We start from the raw sequence: 17123 nt of genomic DNA on the forward strand, positions 1-17123 counted from the left end.
CGGAACCCCCGTACTTGTGTGTTGATATCGTCCCGGAAACGGTCCACCACGGACCACTCGAACGCCGTCGCGCAGTCGTCTCTTCGACGACCCGCGGACGCTCCGTTCGCTTTCGGCGCGCGGTCGGTACGGCTATGCACGACGAGACGAACCGATGGAACGTGACGACAGACCGCTCGCTGGACGAGTTCCTCGCTGGCGACGACTCCGACGAGGCGGACGAGACGGACGAGACGCCAGACTCCGACGACGGAGCGGAGACAGAGCTAGCTGACACCGACGAGGAGGAACCGGTCACCGACGAGGAGGAGTCGCTCTCCGACGAGGAGACGCCGGCCATCGAACGCGACACGGCCACGGAACCGGTCGACCCCGAAACAGTCGCTCCCGCCGTCGGCACCTACCGCTTCGACCCAGACGGCGTCGACTGCCCTCGCTGCGGCGAGACGGTCGACAGACTCTGGTTAGACGACGACGAGCAGGTGTGCAAAGACTGCAAAGACTGGTAGTCAGTCCATCCGCGTCGCTCGCCGTTCGAAGCCGCGGACGAACGCCTCTTCTCCGATAGACAGCACCGTCGGCCGCCCGTGCGGGCAGGCGTAGGGCCGTTCGCACTCGCCGAGTCGGTCGACGAGTCGCGTCGCCTCCTCGATGCTCAGTTCGTCGCCCGCCTTCAGCGACGGGTGACACGCCAGGTCCTTCAACAGGCGATCGACGGCGTCGTCGGACGATTTTCCGCCTCGAAGTGCGTCGAGTGCGTCGCGGACGCTCTCCGGGGTGGCGGCCCGGCCCATCGGGGCGGGCACCGCGCGGACGCGAACCGCCGCCCCGCCGAACGACTCGACTGCGTACCCGAGACGGTCGAGTTCGTCGCCCCACTCGTCTGCCGTGGCGGCCTGCGCGGGCGAGAGCGAGACGGTCGCCGGCGGGTCCACGTCGACCGACTCGACCGGGACTTCGGTCTCCCCGTTCGTCGCCGCCCGGAGGCGTTCGTAGTTCACGCGTTCGTGCGCGGCGTGTTGGTCGACGACGAGCAACTCGTCGTCGGCCTCACAGAGCACGTAGAGGTCGCGGAACTGACCGATGACGCGGACGCCGGCGAACCGCGACTCCGTATCGGCGGGTTCGAGCGTCGAGTCGAGGTCCATCGCCACTTCGGCCGCCCGGCGCAGGTCGGCCGTCGAGAGGGCGTCGTGGACCGCTTCGCGGACGACGCGTTCGATTTCGCGTCGCCCACGGAGTCGAACCTCGCGCTTGGCCGGGTGGACGTTGTGGTCGCACCACGACGGCGGGAGCGACACGCAGACGACGGCGACGGGCGCGCGGCCGTCGGGCAGGAGTTCGCCGTAGCCCGCGACGACGGCGCGGCGGAGCGTCTCGGAGGGGAACGCCCGGCCGTTCACCGCGGTGTAGACGTGGTCGCGGCGGGCGCGGGTGACCGACGGGTGCGCCAGCAGTCCCTCGACGCGAACCGTGGCCGTCTCGCCGTCGTCGTCGACCGGTTGTTCGGCCGTGAACGTCGAACTCCGGCCGGCCACGTCGCGGTCGTAGACGCCCAAGACGGCGTCAGCGTAGTCGCCGCTCCCGGACGTCGAGAACACCTCGCGGCCGCCTCGTCCGTTCGCCGCCCCCGCGTCGTCCGTCTCGTGGACGAGCGAGAACGCCACGTCGGGACGGGCGAGCGCGTATCTGGAGACGGCGTCCGAGATGCGGGCGAACTCCGCGCGGGTGGACGCGAGCGAGCGCTTTCGGGCGGGCATCTCCGCGAACAGGTCGCGGACTTCCACCGTCGTCCCCTGCGCGCGCCCGGCGGGTTCGACGCGTTTCTCGGGCCCGACGGTGACGCGCGTCCCCCGCGCGCCGCCGTCGTTCGTCACGAGTTCGAGCGTTCCGGCGGCGGCGATGCTCGGCAGTGCTTCGCCGCGGAAGCCGAGCGTCGAGACGGTCTGGAGTTCGGCGTGGTCGTCGAGTTTGCTCGTCGTGTGTCGCTCGACGGCGAGTGCCGCGTCCGCCTCGGACATCCCGCGGCCGTCGTCGCGGACACGGAGCAGTCGCGTCCCGTCGCCGCCGACGGTCACCCGCACGCGAGTCGCGCCCGCGTCGAGGGCGTTCTCGACGAGTTCGACCACCACGTCCTCGGGACGGGTGACCACCTCGCCGGCCGCGATGCTCGCAACCGTCTCCTCGTCCAGCGCGCGAACCCGGTTCTCAGTCTCCGTCGTCAAGTCTCTGTCTCAGTCGGTCGAGGGTGTTCAGGGCCTCCAACGGCGTCGTGCCGGCCACGTCGAGCGAGCGTATCTCGTCCAGTATCTCCCGCTCGGTGGCCGTCGTCTCGCCGCGTCCGTCGTCGGGTTCGATGCCGTCGACGTAGGCGGCGAGCGTTCCGTCCGGCGAGTCGTCGTCTCGCGGTTCCGCGCCGTCGTCGGTCCGTCCGTTCGTGCGCAGTTGGTTCTCGGCGTGCGTATCGCTTTCGCCGTCTGTCGGTGTCGTCGCCGCGTCCGAAGTCGTCCCCGAATCCGACTCGCTCTCCCCAATGAACTCGCGGGCGCGGTCGACCACGGCGTCCGGCACGCCCGCCAACTGCGCCACTTCGACGCCGTACGAGGAGGAGGAGGCCCCGTCGGCGACGCGGTGGAGGAACGTCACTTCCGGTTCTTCGCCCTCGCGTTCCGTCTTCTCGACGGTGAAGTGGAGGTTGAACGCGTTCGGGAGCGACTCGCCGAGTGCGGTCAGGTCGTGGTAGTGAGTCGCAAAGAGCGTCGTCGCGCCCACCTCGTCGTGGACGAACTCCGTCGTCGCGCGAGCGATGGCGAGGCCGTCCGTCGTCGAGGTGCCGCGGCCCACCTCGTCTAAGAGCACGAGCGAATCCTCGGTGGCGTCGTGGAGGATGTCGGTCAACTCGGCCATCTCCCGCATGAACGTCGACTGCCCGCCCGCGATGTCGTCGGACGCGCCGACGCGGGTGAAGATACGGTCGAGAATCGGCAGGTGCGCCTCGCGCGCCGGGACGAAACTCCCCGCCTGCGCGAGGATGCAGACGAGAGCGACCTGTCGCATGTAGGTGGACTTCCCGCTCATGTTCGGCCCGGTGACGACGGCGACGTGACCCGCCGAGAAGTCCGCGGGGTTCGGGACGAACTCGTCCTGTGTCCGTTCGACGACGGGGTGTCGACCCGCCTCGATTCGCACCGCGTCGGCACCCATCTCCGGGCGGACGTAGTCGTGTCCGGCGGCGACGGCGGCGAACGCCGTCAGCACGTCCAGCGTCGCCAGCGACTCGGCGACCGACTGCAACCGCTCGACTTCCTCGGCGACGGACGCGCGGACGCGGGTGAACACCTCGTACTCCAGGGCGTCCGCCCGTTCGGCGGCGGAGAGAATCTCGTCCTCGCGGCGCTTCAGTTCCGGCGTGTAGAACCGCTCTGAGTTCTTCAGCGTCTGTCGCCGCGTGTAGTCGTCCGGCACCCGGTCGAGGTTCGGGTTCGTCACCTCGATGTAGTAGCCGTGGACCTGATTGTAGCCCACGTCCAGCGAGTCGATACCCGTCCGGTCGCGCTCTCTCTCCTCTAACTCCGCCACCCACTCGCGCCCCTCGCGTTCGGTGGCGCGCACGTCGTCTAACTCCGCGTCGAACCCCTCGCGAATCACGTCGCCCTCCGTAATCTCCTGCGGCGGGTCCGGTCGAATCGCGTCGTCGACGAGTTCGCGCACGTCGGCGAGTTCGTCCAGCGAGTCGCGCAGGTCGCAGAGCGTCTCCGTCTCCACGTCCGAGAGCGCCGCCTTCACCTCGGGGACGGCGTCCAACGTCGTTTTCAGCGCTCGGAGGTCACGGGCGTTCGCTCGTTCGCGAGAAACCCGCGAGACGAGTCGTTCGAGGTCGTAGACGGTCGAGAGGTGGTCTCTGAGCGTCTCCCGGGCGAGCGGTCGGTCGAGCAGTTCGCCGACGGCGTCGTGGCGGCGGCGAATCTCCCCCTCGTCGACGGACGGGCGGCGAAGCCACGCCGTCAGGCGGCGACGGCCGAGGGCGCACGCCGTCTCGTCCACGACGTCCACGAGGGTGTGTCCGCCGCTCGGACTCCGCGAGTCGAACAGTTCGAGGCTCCGAATCGCCGTCGCGTCGAGTCTGAGCGACCGGTCGGGGTCGTAGCGCCGAACCCGAGAGACGTACGAGAGGGGGCCGTCGTCGCCCTGCGTGTACTCCGCGTACGCGAGAAGGCCGCCGACTGCCCGCAGTTCGACCCCGTTCGGGACGACGGCGTCGGGCGCGGAGACGTACCTCGACAGCGTCTCCCGGGCCGCGTCGAGGGCGAAGTCGCTCCCGTCGGCGTCGGTCACCATCACCTCGTACTCGGGGTCGAAGTCCGGCGCGTCGGGGGCGACGAGGAGTTCCGCGGGCGCGAGTCGGTCCACCTCCTCGCGAATCTGGTGGTCGGACCCACTCGTCACCTGACACTCCCCGGTGGAGACGTCCACCGTCGCGAGAGCCGCCTCCTCGCCGGACCCGGCGACGGCACCCAGATACGTCGCCGTCGCGTCCGTGAGCAGTTCGTCGTCGACGACGGTCCCCGGCGTGATGACCTGCGTCACCGCTCTGTCCACCAGCCCCGACGCCTCCGAGGCGTCCTCGACTTGGTCGGCGACGGCGACGCGATATCCGGATTCGAGGAGGGCTTCGAGGTACGACGCGGCGTTGTCGATGGGGATGCCCGCCATCGGGTACGTCCCCGTCGAGTCCTCGCGCTTCGTCAGCGTCACCTCACAGACGCGCGCCATCTCCTCGGCCGCCTCGCAGAACGCCTCGTAGAAGTCGCCGACCTGGAAGACGACGAGTGCGTCGGGGTGGGCCTCGCAGAGTTCGAGATACTGCGAGAGCATCGGCGTGAGTTCCTCGCGGGCCGCGAGCATCTGTTCGGGCGGCCCCTCGGGTCGGAGTGCGTCTCCGTCCGACGCACACTCGTCCGTTTCCGTCCCGTCCGCGTGGTTCATGCTCGGTAGACGGCGGCGGACGGACAAAAACGGACGGGAACCACAGACGCCGACGCCGCGCGACGTATCGGGACGGAGCCACGAACCGACGACCGCCCGACGGCGGTCGGATGTTCGGAGTGCCCCTACCCCGCAAAGTTACGTGTGCCGGGGCCGTACCTACGGACTGTGTGCGTGCGAACTGTTCACATCCGCTCCGCGCCGGAACGAGAGTTCCGCCGCCGGTTCGTACGCCTTCTCCCTGATACATGACCGACGCAGACGCCGTACCTGACTCGAAGCCGGAGGCATCAACAGTCGCGCCACTCCCGGTCGAAGACGCCGCCGACCTCGCGACGCGCATCACCGAGAACGTCGAACGCGTCATCGTCGGCCAGCGAGACGCCATCGAGAACATTCTCATCGCCGTTCTCGCTCGCGGTCACCTCCTCTTAGAGGACGTGCCGGGCGTCGGCAAGACGATGCTCGCGCGTTCCGTCGCCGTCTCCCTCGGCGGGTCGTTCAAGCGCGTGCAGTTCACCCCCGACCTGCTCCCCTCCGACGTGACGGGCGTGAACGTGTTCAACCAGCAGACCCGCGAGTTCGAGTTCCAGTCCGGGCCGGTGTTCGCCAACGTCGTCCTCGGCGACGAGATAAACCGCGCGCCGCCGAAGACGCAGGCCGCTCTCCTCGAAGTGATGGAGGAAGAACAGGTGACCGTCGACGGCGAGACGCACCGCGTCCCGTCGCCCTTTACGGTCATCGCCACGCAAAACGACGTGGAGCCGAACCGGACGTACGAACTCCCGTTGGCCGAGATTGACCGGTTCATGAAGAAGCTCCGTCTCGGCTATCCCACCGAGTCGCAGGAGACGGAACTCCTCGGTCGCATCTCCGGCGACCACCCCATCGATTCGCTGGAACCGGTCGCCTCCGTCGAAGACGTCCAACGGGCCCGACGGACCGTCTCGCAAGTGACCGTCAGAGAACCCGTCCGCTCGTACGTCTCCCGACTCGCGGGCTACACCCGCGAACACGCCCAACTCGGCGCGAGTCCGCGGGGGGCCCTCGCACTCGTCCGGGCCTCGCAGGCCCGCGCCGTCTTCGAGGGGCGCGACTACGTAGTCCCCGACGACGTACAGACCGAAGTACAGAGCGTCTGGGCGCACCGCATCCGAACCGACAGCGACGACACGGGCACATCGGTCGTCGACCGCGCCCTCGACGCGGTGGCGGTCGAGTGACCCGATGCGCCTGACTCGACGCGGCTACGTCGTCTGCGGGCTAATCGTCGTCGCCCTCGCTCTCGGTCTCAGCTTCGGTCCGCGCGCGCTCAACGCCGTCGTCCTCCCGGCGGCCGTCGCACTCGTCGCCGCACTCGTGCAGGTGCGTCGCGCGGTCGCCCCGACGGTCGAACGGACCGTCCCGGGCGACGACTTCCCCGACCGGACCGGCACGGTCACTCTCTCGCTCTCGGTCGACCGCTCCTACCCGGCGACGCTCGTCGACTCGCTCCCGTTCGGCGTCGACGGCGACGCCGAGGTGGACACCCTCGTCGGCGGCGACCCCGTCTCCTACGACGTCACGTACCGCCGACGCGGCGAACACGAACTCGGCCCCCTGACCGTCGTCGCCAGCGACGTCCTCGGCCTCGTCGAACGCGAACTCGTCGCGCCGGGAACCGACTCCCTCCTCGTCTTCCCGCGCGTCAGGCGCGTCTCGACGGGGACGCGCCACGACCTCTGGGCGCTCTACGACGCGCAGGTGTCGCCTCGCAGAGAGGAGTTCGATGGCCTCCGCGAGTACGTCCGCGGCGACTCGCTCAGAGACGTCCACTGGAAGTCCTCGGCGAAGCGAGACGACCTCATCGTTAAGGAGTTCGTCGCGGAGACGGACGCCTCCAGCGTCCACGTCTCGGCCGGCGGGGCGCGGAGCGCCGGCGACCAGATGGCAGAGGCCGCGGCGACGCTCTGTCTCACCTTCTCGTCGTCCGGCATCCCCGTCAAACTCACCACCCCCTCCGGCGTGGTGAACGCGACGGCGGGGGACGACGGCGCGCTCCTCGAACACCTCGCTCGCGCCGACAGCGGCCCCGTCCCCGACGACAGCGCTGACGTCGTCGTCACGGCCAGCGAGGCGGCGACGCGCGTCCGGTTCGGCGACACCGAGACGACGTTCGACCGGTTGGTCGCGCCGGGGTCGTCCCGGGGGGGCGCGGGCGGCGCTCTCGGCGAGGTGCCGTCGACGGAGGTGCCCGCGTGAGCACCGAGCGCTCGGGGCGACTGACCGCCGCCGCGGACGCTGACGGCGCCTCTCGCGCCGTCGCCCTCGCGGGCGTCCTCGTCCTCACGTGGTCGTACGTGAGCGTCCTCTACCACGTCACCGACGTGGTCGGCGGCAGTTCGCGACTCCTCCTCGCCGTCGCCGGCGCGTTCGTCCTCGCCTCGCTGGTCGGCTACTTCGTCAGTCTCCGAACCGCGCTGGGCGTCACCGCCGCCCTCCTCGTCGGCGGATTCGCCGTCTACGTCCTCGCACTCCCGCAGAGCCAGTTGGAACTGCTGACGCCCGGTCGCCTCCTCTCGGACACCGTCGCCCTCCTCACCGGTCTCTCTATCCTCCGACTCACCGGGGCGGGCGTCTGGGCGATGGCCGTCGCACCCGGTCCGGTGTTCCTCTCGTGGTATCTCGCCGTCAGGCGTCGCTACGTCTGGAGCGTCGTCGCGGGCGGCGTCGCACTCGGTCTGTTCGTCCTGACGGGCGACGCCGGTCAGATTCCGACGCTCGTCGGCGTCGTCGGCGGCACGGCGGCCGTCGCGGCGTCGACGTTCGACCGCTACGGCGCGGGCGTCGCCCAGTTGGACGTGATGGCGATGGTGCTCGCGACGATGATAGTCCTCTCGGCGACGCTCTCCGTCGTCCCCGGCGCGGGCGCCGCGCCCCTCCTCCCGGACCGCGGGTCGCCGACCGTGGAAGGGAGCCTCGTCGACGCGCAGGACCGACTCAACGTCGTCGGGAGCATCCGCCTCTCGCCGAAGGTCCGGTTCACCGTGCAGAGTCCGCAGTCGTCGTACTGGCAGACCGCCGCGTACGACCGGTACACCGGCGATGGCTGGGTTCGGACCGGAAACACGAAGCCGTACGACGGGCGGTTGCAGGGGCCACCCGGGTCGTCTCGGACCGTCCAGCAACAGGTGACCGCCGAGGGGACCATCTCCATCCTCCCCGCGGCGTGGAAGCCGGTGCGGATAGACGGTCCCATCGCCGCCGACGCCGAGGTGACGACGCAGGGGAACGTCCGGCCGACGACCGCGTTGCGTCCCGGCGAGTCCTACCGCGTCACGAGCGAGGTTCCGCTCTACACCACCGAGCAACTCAGACGCTCGGGAACCGACTACCCCGACCAGATACGCGAGAGCTACCTCCAACTGCCGGACAGCACGTCCGACCGAGTCCGCGTCCGGGCCGCCGAAGTCGCCGGCGGCGAGGACAACCCCTACGACAAGGCCGTCGCCGTCGAGCAGTATCTGGAGTCCGAGAAGCGCTACTCGCTGTCGGTGCCGCAACCGTCCGGCGACATCGCGGACACGTTCCTGTTCGAGATGGACGCCGGCTACTGCACCTACTACGCGACGACGATGGTCGTCATGCTGCGGTCGCAGGGCGTCCCCGCGCGGTTCGTCACGGGCTACACGCCCGGACAGGAAGTCGCCGACGACGAGTACGTCGTCCGCGGACTCGACTCGCACGCGTGGGTCGAAGTGTACTTCGAGGACGTCGGCTGGGTCCGGTTCGACCCGACGCCGGCCGGACCGCGACAGACCGCCGAGAACGCCCGCGTCACCGAAGCCAGACAGAACGGCGAAGAGGGGGTCGACGTGAACGGTTCCGAGGACACGCCGACGCCGACGCCGACGCCGACGGCGAACGAGACGAACACCGGGCGGAACGGGAACGACACGGCGACGCCGTCGGACGCCCTCGCGCCCGGTGGCGACGGCGCGAACGTGACGCCGCCGCCCGGTTCGGTGCCGGGACTCGGTGAGACGGCCACGGACGAGGGCGGCGGGTCGCCGATTCCGGACCTCCCGCCGGAGCGAACGTTCGTCGTCGGTCTCGTCGCCGCCGTGGGTCTCGTCGCCGGTGCCAGACGCTCGGGCGTGACAGAGCGCGCGTACCGGTCGCTGTGGCTCAGATACCAGGGGGCCCGACAGACGCCGCGGGACGACACGGTCCGCGCGTACCGTCGGTTGGAGTACCTCCTCGAACGCGAGTACCGGCCGCGGCGGACGGGCGAGACGCCCCGAGCGTACCTCCGGTCGCTCTCTCGCGTCGGACTGGACGCCGATGCGAAGCGGGTCGGTGAGGCCTACGAGCACGCTCGGTACGGTGACGGCGTCTCGCGGGAGACGGCCGACGAGGCGATATCGACCGTGAACCGACTGGTCCGCGCGTCGACGCCCGTGCTCGGACGCTTCGTTCGGGACTGAGACGGCGGCGACCCGTCGAACCTCGGCGCGAACCCGATGCGAGTTCGACGCTCGAAATCGACAGTCCGCGTCGCCCGTGCGCACCGGGCGAACTCCCGATACTGTTTAATATCCCCATCCTGTACGTTCAGATTGTAATGTCGGAAGTCTGCTCGACGTGCGGTCTCCCTGAGGAACTCTGCGTCTGCGAGGACGTCGCCAAAGAGTCCCAGGAGATCACCATCCGCATCGACGAGCGCCGCTACGGAAAAGAGGTAACGGTCATCGAAGGGTTCGACCCGAAAGACGTCGATATGGACAGCCTGTCCTCCGACTTAAAGTCGAAGTTCGCCTGCGGTGGCACGGTGGAGGACGGCTCTATCGAACTCCAAGGGAATCACACGGGCCGCGTGGAGGACTTCCTCCGCAACAAGGGCTTCAACGTCGCCTAACGACCGTACCTCTCCGTTTCTGATTCTGTGCCTCCCCTCGTCGTCGAGCGACGCCCTCGTCGCTGCGACACGCTCATTCTCTCCGACCGACTATCGGTTCGCGTGAGCGAACGATGGTACCGGCTCGGAACCGCGGGACTGCTCGTGACTGCGCTGGGCGTGAGCGGTGCGCTTCGGCGGCGGGCAGACACCGGCGAGGCGGTCGGTCGACGCGCGCAGGGGGCGTCGCTCTGGGTCCTCCGCGGGGCCGTGCTCGGAGTTGCCGGGTTGGTGCTCGGCTACCTCGTCGTGCCGACCCGCGTCGCGTGGGCGCGAGTCGACCTCCCGCGTTCCGTTCGGTGGGCCGGTGGCCTGCTGGCGACGGCGTGTCTGCCCCTCCTCTACTGGGTGTTCGCCACGCTCGGCCGCAACGTGTCGCCGACGGCGAACGTCAGAGCGGAGGCCACGCTCGTCACCGACGGTCCGTACCGGTACGTCCGTCACCCGCTGTACACCGTCGCGACCGCGTTCTGGCTGGGTCTCTGTCTCCTCTCGGGACTGTGGGCCGTCGCCCTCGCCCTCGCTCTCGGCGTGTCGGTCATCGTGCGGCGGACGGAGGAGGAAGAACGGCAGTTGACCGACCGCTTCGGAGAGGCGTACAGCGAGTACTGCGAGCGAACCGGACGGTTCCTCCCACGCGTCTCTCGCTGATGCGATTCGAGCGGCCTCGGAGCGCAGAGGCGACTCAGAAGGGGGCGTCTGGACCTTCGTCCGCGTCCGAATCGGAGTCGGATTCGGCGTCGGTCGACTCCAACGGCCCGTCCCACGCCTCGAGGCCGCCGCGCATGCTCTCGACCGTCGCGTCGGCGGTTCCCTCGAAGGACTTGATGAGTCGGGCCGCCTGCACGCTCGCCTTCCCGTGCGGGCAGACGGTGACGATTCTGTCGGCACCCGAGAGCGACTCGACGCGGTTCGGCAACTCCGCGAACGGGACGTTCTCGCTCCCGGGGATGTGCGCGCGCGAGAACGCACCGGCGGACCGAATGTCGACCACGCGAGGGGCGTCGTCGCCGTCGAGCAACGACCGCACCGTCTCGGGGTCAATCTCGTCGTCCATACCCCGGGAAAGCGGACGCCGAGAGATAAGCGTGCGGGTGGCGGTGCGTCCTGCGACCGGCCGCCGACTCGCGCCGACTCGCGTCGGCGTCGGGTCGCGTGTCAGAGCACGCCGTCTTCGCGGGCGAGGAGGACGCCTTCGACGGTGGCGTCGTTCGTCGGACTCGCGCGCGCCACGTCGACGGCGTCTTCGACCGGCACCGTCCGAACCGAGAGGAACTCGTTGTCGTCTAACTCGGCGCCGACCGGTCTGAGTCCCTCGGCGAAGACGAACGCGCGGCGGTGCCGCAGGAGGCCCGTCGAACACCAGACGTCCTGTAGCAGGGAACTGCTCGACGCCTCGAACCCCGTCTCCTCTCTGAGTTCTCGCTCCGCTGCCTGCGTGTAGGACTCTCCCTCTTCGACGATTCCCGCCGGCAGTTCCAGTTGCGTCTCGCGAATCGTCGGACGGTACTGTTCGACCAGCACGAGTTGGTCGTCCTGCACCGCGACGACGACGACGGCGGTGGCGAGTTCCGCCCAGTAGTACCGTTTCGTACTGCCGTCGGGTTGCTCGACGAGGTCGTAGCCGCCGGTGAACCACCCCGTCTCGTACTCGACCGCGGATTCGAGGACGGGCCACTCGGGGTCGGGCAACGGTTCGTGTCGACGTCCGTCTCCGTTCATACGCCCTGTTCGGCGCATCGTGGTTTATACTGTCGCCCCGCGGCGACTCACTCGGTCTCGGTGCCGTCGTCTCCGGTGTCGCTTTCGCCCGGTCGGTCGTCGTCCGTGTCGCTCTCGTCCGCCTCGAACCGCGACCGGTACAGTCGGCTGAACGCCTGCCGTCTGAGGGTGCCGACGGCCGCCTCGCGTTCGTTCTCGTACGTCGCCGCGACGACTCGTTCGGCGAACGGCGCGGCGTGCCAGACGACGTTCGCGACGTTCCCGCTTCCCACCTCGGTCACCTCGTAGTCCGGGTGGTCGGCCGTCCACGCCTCGAACTCCGCGCGCGTGCCGACGTGGACGCGGAGGCGTTCGGCGAACAGCACGTTCCGGGCGGCTTCGACGACGTCGCTCGTGACGCGTTCTCGGTACTCCTCGCGGTCGAACGCCATCACTTTGGCCGTCTCGCGGACGACCTGCTGGGCGGTCGGTCCGGCCGCCTCGAACGCCTCGCGTGCCGCCGTCTCTGTCTCGGGGGCGAGTGTCCCTTCGGTCTCCATGTCGTCACCTGCCCGCCCCGAGCGTGAACCGCTTTCGGTCGCCCGCCGCGGGCGTCGCCGGTTCCGTGAGAATCAGTCGCCCGTGTCGTCCACGTCGTCTGCGCCGTCTGCGCCGTCTGCGCCGTCCGCGCTGTCTGCGTCTGCATCAACGTCGTCCGTGTCGTCCGCGCCGTCCGCGCCGTCCGCTGACCCGCCCAGCATCTCTCGCGTCATGGCTCGCGCCTCGTCGAGGACGGCCTGCGTCTCGTCGTCGACGGGTTCGCGTTGCGCCACCACCCCCGTCGAGGGCGTCTCGCCGCCCGCCTCCTCGTCGAACAGCGAGTCGTGGTCGTGGGGCGCGTGGTCGTGGACGGTGTCCTCGAAGACGGCGTCGTACTCGGTCTCTTCGGCCAGCTCGGTCACCTTCGGACCGAGTTCCGCCGGGCCGCCGGTGGACCAGTCGGGCACGTGTTCGTCCAGCCACGACTCGTGGTCGCCGCCGTGGGTCATCGCGGTGAACGCGAGGTGGTTCGCGAGGTGCTCTGCGTCCTGTTGCGGCACGTCGCAGACGGGACAAGCGTAGCCCATGTTCGTCGATTAGCTGTCGCAGTACAAGGCTCGTACGGTCGAACGGCGCGTTCTCGGTCCGCTTCAGAGGTCGTCCAGCGAGGACGGGTCCTCCACGACGACGACTCCGTTCTCCGAGATGGAGACGTTGTAGCCGACGTACGTGAATCGGACCCGTGAGGGGGATGCATCGTCGTGCGTGGTTGGCTGTCCGCCGTCCGTCGCCGGGCGGCCGCGGGCGCGGGCGGGTGCGAACAGATTCTCTAGCGCATCTGGGTCGACGACGGTACCGACTGGCGGGAGCGTCATCGCGTCGTCCGGGTCACCCGTCCACGCCTCGGCGGCGGCGCGAGCGATGGTGACCGCCAGACACTCCGGTCCGTCCCAGTCGTGTTGAACGACTATCTCCACTGCTTCGCTCGTTCCCAGTTCTTCCCCGTTCGTTGGTAGGTCGTTCATAGCTTCTGTCGCCGGCCCCCACGCCGACGTCCTGACTGTTACCGTCCGAGGTAATAGTATTCGTCTCTACTATGGTAGTGTCATACTTCCCACGGACACTATTCGAATAGTGTCTCACTCGCTCTCACTGCAACGTCCGCTCCAAGAGTTTCCGTTCTGCGACCCGGAGGTGGTACTGGAACGTCGGCGACGACACGTCGAAGGCGTCCGCAAGCGTCGACACCGACGTCTTACGCGGCCAGTCGTACAGTCCGCCGTGGAAGGCCGACGATATCGCCTCCCGTTGGCGTTCGGTCCACGCGTCGTCGAGTCGGGCCCTGAACCCCACCGCGGACTCCGTGGGTTCGCTGACCGTCCGCCGGGCGACGAGTTGGGTGTCGGAGTACACCGCGGCGAACGCCTCGACGATGGAGCGCACGCTCTCGTCGGAGGGAACCGTCAACGACAGCGTACACTCTTCGCCGTCCGCGCGCATCTCGTGCAGTCGTCCTCGCCCCGTGTACAAGCGGTCGAACAGCGACGTGTCGGGCGGGCGAACCTCGTAGAGATGCTCGTCGTCGTCCTCGTCGGTGAGTTCGCGAACGACCGTTCCCGCCGGGAGTGCCGCCGCCGCCGCCTCGTACGGTGCGACGGTCCGAACGAACGCGCGGTACTCGCCCTCCGTCGTCGGAACGATTCCCGTCACCGTCGCCGTCTCGTTCGTCGCCGCCGCCAGACGGACGAGGAAGTGGTGGTCGTCTCGAATCACCAACTCCACCTCGGTCTGCTGGTCGCCGAGCATCGGACGAGAGCGTCCGAGTCGGTCGATGGCGGCCCCGAGCGTCTCTCCTAACTCGACGAGGACGTCGCCGTCCTCCCCGACGAACATCTCCGGACGCGTGCCGTGGACGACGAGCACTCTGTTCTCGCCCGCGGGGACGACGATGAGAGAGCGGAACCCGCGAGAGAGCGCGTCCCGTCGGTGTGGCTGCCACGCCGGGTCGTTCAACACGTCGTCGACGACTGCGCGCCGACCGCTGGACGCGACGCGGGAGAGTAACGCGGGGAACGGCGGCGTCTGGGCCACCGCCGAGAGACGGGCCGCGTAGCCGTCGTCGACACCGGCCGTCGTCGTCGGCGTCGCCCCTTCGCCGTCGGCCGACCCGCCGTCGAACTCGCAGAGCCACGCGAAGCGGTACGGTTCCGCCTCGACGAGACGTTCGCACGCCCGGGCCATCGCCTCCTCCGTCGTCGCGGCGCGGACGACGGAGCGAGTCACGCCTCTGACCGTCCGGTTGATTCGGTTCAGCTTCGTCAGTCGGTCGTTCTGTCGTTCGAGTCGCTGGTCGCGTTCCTGTAGCGCCTCGTTCGCCTCGACGCTGGTCAACAACTCGCCCATCGTCGCCGCGAGCAGTCCGAGCACCTCGACGTCCGTCTCCCGACCGGTCTCGCCCGGCGGTTGTTCGACGACGAGGACGCCGTACTGACCGACCGGCGCGAAGTAGACGTGCTCGTCTCCCGACTCGTAGAGGACGGTCCGTTCGTCGGTGAAGGCAATCCAGCGGAGGTCGTCCTCGGATTCGGCCCCCGCCGCGTACTCCACGTCGTCCGAACGCTCGTGCGATTCGAGCGTTCGCTCGACGGCGTCGTAGCCGAAGAAGGCGGCCGAGCAGGGGTCGAACAGGTCGTGACAGCCCTCGATTGTCTGGTCGACGACGCTGTCGGTGTCCGTCGCCTGCGCCATCTCGCGCGTCCACTCGTGGAGGGCCGTGAGCGAGCGTTCGCGGTACCGCCGTTCGCTCACGTCGCGAACGACGCCGACGGTGCCGACGAACCGGTTCGTCTCCTCGTCGACGATGGCCGAGAACTGCGCCTCTATCCACGCCGTCTCGCCCCCCGGGAGGTCCGCCGGGAACTCCATCCGTCTCGACTCGCCCGTTTCGGTGGCCTCCGCCCGGAGACGGTCGCTCTCCGTGACGTACTCCTCGTCGATGAGTTCGGAGATGTGGACGCCGATGAGGTCGGCCTGCGTCCGGCCGAACATCTCCGCGAACGCCGCGTTGACCTGTACGAACTGCTGGTCGGCGTCCAGCGCGTAGACGCCGTCGTCTGCCGCCTCGACCATCCGTTCGTACCGGAGGAGTTCCATCTCGCGCTCTGCGCTCTCGGTCACGTCGGTGAGGTAGACCGAGAGGCCGGCTTGTGAGGGGTAGGCCTCCACCTCGTACCACCGGTCGTGCGGCGGGTAGTACGCCTCGAACGACGCTTTCTCGCCGGTTCGCGCGGCGTGTTCGAGTCGGTCACGAAACGGGTCGGCGTCCTCGAACAGGTCCCAGACGGACGTGCCGAGGAGTTCGCCGGACTCGGTGCTGAGGAGTCGTTCGGCCTCCGGATTCGCGTACGTGACGCGCCAGCCGTCGTCCAGTCCGACCAACCCCTGGTCGACGCGGCCGAACACCTCCTCTAACGTCGTGCGAAGCGTCTCCCGTTCGACCACGGCCGCGACGAGCGTCGCGACGTTCTCGACGAAACGCCTGTCCGCGTCGTCGAACGCGTACGGCTCCGAACCGTACACCGAGAGGACGCCCCACGGGTGGTTCGACCCGCTCACCACGACGCTCAGTTCGCTTCTGGCTCCGTCGAACCCCAACGGCGACGCCGCCGCGCCGAGGTCGTCCACCGCCACCGTCGTTCGCTCGACGAGCGCACGCCCCGCGTTCGTGTCGAGGCCGAGGGCGACACCCCCGACGTAGGCGTCCGGCCATCCGTCGGCGGCGACCATCGACAGGTCGCCCCGCTCTGGCCGTGCGCGGAAGACGCCGATTCGCTGGGCGTCGAGTCCCTCCGACAGACACCGAATCGTCTCGTCGAACAGTTCCTCTCGGGTCGGCCCGGACACCGAGAACGCGCCGAGGTCGGACAGCGCCCGTTGGTGTCGGTCCAGACGCGTCCGCATCCGCTCGCTTCGATACGACTCCGCCGCGGACTGGCAGCGTCGGGCCAACCACGTCGCCTCCGCCTCCGTCCCCTGCACGGTGAGGTAGTCGCTCGCGCCCACCGACAGCGCCGTCTCGGCGACGTCCGTCTTCTCGTCGCCGAGAACCACCACCGGAACCGAGACGTCTTCGCGGTCGAACGCGCCGGTCGAGACGGCCGTCGTCGTCGCGAGGGCGCAGCCGATACCGTCGAACGACGCCGTCTGCGGGTCCGTCTCCCAGCGGAACGTCGCCGCCGGGGACGCGCGCTCGAACTGCTCGGCGTCGAACCGTTCGGGAAGCGTCCCGACGACCCAGACGGTGTACGAGTCGGTCACTCGAAGAACTCCGGCGTGAGACGCCATCACGTTGTCGCCGTTCGGCGTCGGTTCGCCCGTCGTCGCCGCGGCGTCGCTCAGGCCTGCCACGCCGCGACGTCGAGGACCATGAGGAAGGCGTCCTCGCCGTCGGCGTAGTAGGAGGGGAGTCGGCGCATCGGCTCGAACCCGACGTCCCGGTAGAGCGAGAGCGCGGGTTCGTTGCTGGCGCGGACTTCGAGTTTGACGACGGCGGCCCCCGAAAAGGAGAGCGAGACCAGTCCGCGGCGGAGGAGACGCCGCCCCAGTCCCGTCCCGCGCGCCTCCGGCGCGACGGCGAGGTCCTTCACGTGGCCGATGTCGCGGCCGTGGTTCGGCATCACGTCGGCGACGACGTAGCCGAGGACGCTCCCCTGGCGGACGGCGACGAGGAAGCTCGGTTCGTCGAGGAACGACTCGAACGCCGTGTACGGCCACGGCTCGGTGAAACAGCGCTTCTCGATTCGAAGCACGTCCAGCAGGTCCGCGCGCTCGACGCGCCGAATCTCCACGCTCGCGGACGGGTCGCCCGCCGCCGCCTCGCCGTCGGACTCGGCCGACGACGGGTCTTCGTGCTCCGATTTCGGGGTCCCCTCGGTCACTCTCTCTTCGTACGCGTGGCGCG

15 protein-coding genes are annotated in these 17123 nt (G+C 69.1%); 6 read left to right on the forward strand and 9 right to left on the reverse strand.

All coding sequences use genetic code 11. The features are described from left to right. Positions 1 to 161: 161 nt before the first annotated feature. Positions 162 to 509, forward strand: coding sequence for a DUF7573 domain-containing protein (locus tag BM282_RS09340; protein WP_089881099.1), 348 nt, complete (start codon positions 162 to 164; stop codon positions 507 to 509). On the opposite strand, the gene mutL is transcribed toward BM282_RS09340, so the two are convergent. Both mutL and mutS read right to left on the reverse strand, forming a co-directional pair. Then, positions 510 to 2225, reverse strand: a complete 1716-nt coding sequence (gene mutL, locus BM282_RS09345) for a DNA mismatch repair endonuclease MutL (RefSeq protein ID WP_089879831.1) — start codon at positions 2223 to 2225, stop codon at positions 510 to 512. Next, positions 2209 to 4986: a DNA mismatch repair protein MutS gene (gene mutS / locus BM282_RS09350; RefSeq protein WP_089879833.1), complete on the reverse strand. Its 2778-nt coding sequence runs from the start codon at positions 4984 to 4986 to the stop codon at positions 2209 to 2211. The genes mutL and mutS overlap by 17 nt, the downstream gene beginning before the upstream one ends. A 248-nt stretch (positions 4987 to 5234) precedes the next feature. Between mutS and BM282_RS09355 the strand changes: the two genes are divergently transcribed. From BM282_RS09355 to BM282_RS09375, 5 genes are all read left to right on the forward strand, one after another. Beyond that, positions 5235 to 6209, forward strand: a complete 975-nt coding sequence (locus tag BM282_RS09355; RefSeq protein ID WP_089879836.1) for an AAA family ATPase — start codon at positions 5235 to 5237, stop codon at positions 6207 to 6209. Between the two features lie 4 nt (positions 6210 to 6213). Then, positions 6214 to 7227, forward strand: coding sequence for a DUF58 domain-containing protein (locus BM282_RS09360; RefSeq protein WP_089879839.1), 1014 nt, complete (start codon positions 6214 to 6216; stop codon positions 7225 to 7227). Further along, positions 7224 to 9452, forward strand: coding sequence for a transglutaminase TgpA family protein (locus BM282_RS09365; RefSeq protein WP_089879842.1), 2229 nt, complete (start codon positions 7224 to 7226; stop codon positions 9450 to 9452). Before BM282_RS09360 ends, BM282_RS09365 begins: the two co-directional genes overlap by 4 nt. A 137-nt stretch (positions 9453 to 9589) precedes the next feature. Further along, complete coding sequence (gene yciH, locus BM282_RS09370) at positions 9590 to 9883, forward strand: stress response translation initiation inhibitor YciH (RefSeq protein ID WP_006055292.1); 294 nt, start codon at positions 9590 to 9592, stop codon at positions 9881 to 9883. A gap of 102 nt (positions 9884 to 9985) precedes the next feature. Further along, positions 9986 to 10573: a methyltransferase family protein gene (locus BM282_RS09375; RefSeq protein WP_175501467.1), complete on the forward strand. Its 588-nt coding sequence runs from the start codon at positions 9986 to 9988 to the stop codon at positions 10571 to 10573. 34 nt (positions 10574 to 10607) lie between these two features. Here the strand turns inward: BM282_RS09375 and BM282_RS09380 are convergent, their stop codons facing one another. The 7 genes from BM282_RS09380 to rimI form a co-directional block, all read right to left on the reverse strand. Next, positions 10608 to 10979: a rhodanese-like domain-containing protein gene (locus BM282_RS09380; RefSeq protein ID WP_089879849.1), complete on the reverse strand. Its 372-nt coding sequence runs from the start codon at positions 10977 to 10979 to the stop codon at positions 10608 to 10610. A 101-nt stretch (positions 10980 to 11080) separates the two neighbouring features. Further along, positions 11081 to 11644, reverse strand: a complete 564-nt coding sequence (locus tag BM282_RS09385) for an NUDIX hydrolase (protein ID WP_089879852.1) — start codon at positions 11642 to 11644, stop codon at positions 11081 to 11083. Positions 11645 to 11691: 47 nt separating this feature from the next. After that, positions 11692 to 12183, reverse strand: coding sequence for a DUF5809 family protein (locus BM282_RS09390; RefSeq protein WP_089879856.1), 492 nt, complete (start codon positions 12181 to 12183; stop codon positions 11692 to 11694). 72 nt (positions 12184 to 12255) lie between these two features. Continuing rightward, positions 12256 to 12750 carry a DUF5810 domain-containing protein gene (locus BM282_RS09395; protein WP_089879859.1) on the reverse strand — a complete coding sequence of 165 codons (495 nt, stop codon included), beginning with the start codon at positions 12748 to 12750 and terminating at the stop codon, positions 12256 to 12258. Between the two features lie 63 nt (positions 12751 to 12813). After that, positions 12814 to 13188, reverse strand: coding sequence for a HalOD1 output domain-containing protein (locus tag BM282_RS09400; protein ID WP_089879862.1), 375 nt, complete (start codon positions 13186 to 13188; stop codon positions 12814 to 12816). A gap of 124 nt (positions 13189 to 13312) precedes the next feature. Continuing rightward, the gene (locus BM282_RS09405) at positions 13313 to 16570 is read right to left on the reverse strand and encodes a bacterio-opsin activator domain-containing protein (RefSeq protein WP_245758335.1); all 3258 of its coding nucleotides are present in this window, start codon (positions 16568 to 16570) and stop codon (positions 13313 to 13315) included. Continuing rightward, on the reverse strand, positions 16558 to 17010 hold the full coding sequence (rimI, locus tag BM282_RS09410; protein ID WP_245758352.1) for a ribosomal protein S18-alanine N-acetyltransferase: 453 nt from the start codon (positions 17008 to 17010) through the stop codon (positions 16558 to 16560). Before rimI ends, BM282_RS09405 begins: the two co-directional genes overlap by 13 nt. Between the last annotated feature and the right edge of the window lie 113 nt (positions 17011 to 17123).

This window comes from Halogeometricum limi (assembly GCF_900115785.1).
Lineage (GTDB): Archaea > Halobacteriota > Halobacteria > Halobacteriales > Haloferacaceae > Halogeometricum > Halogeometricum limi.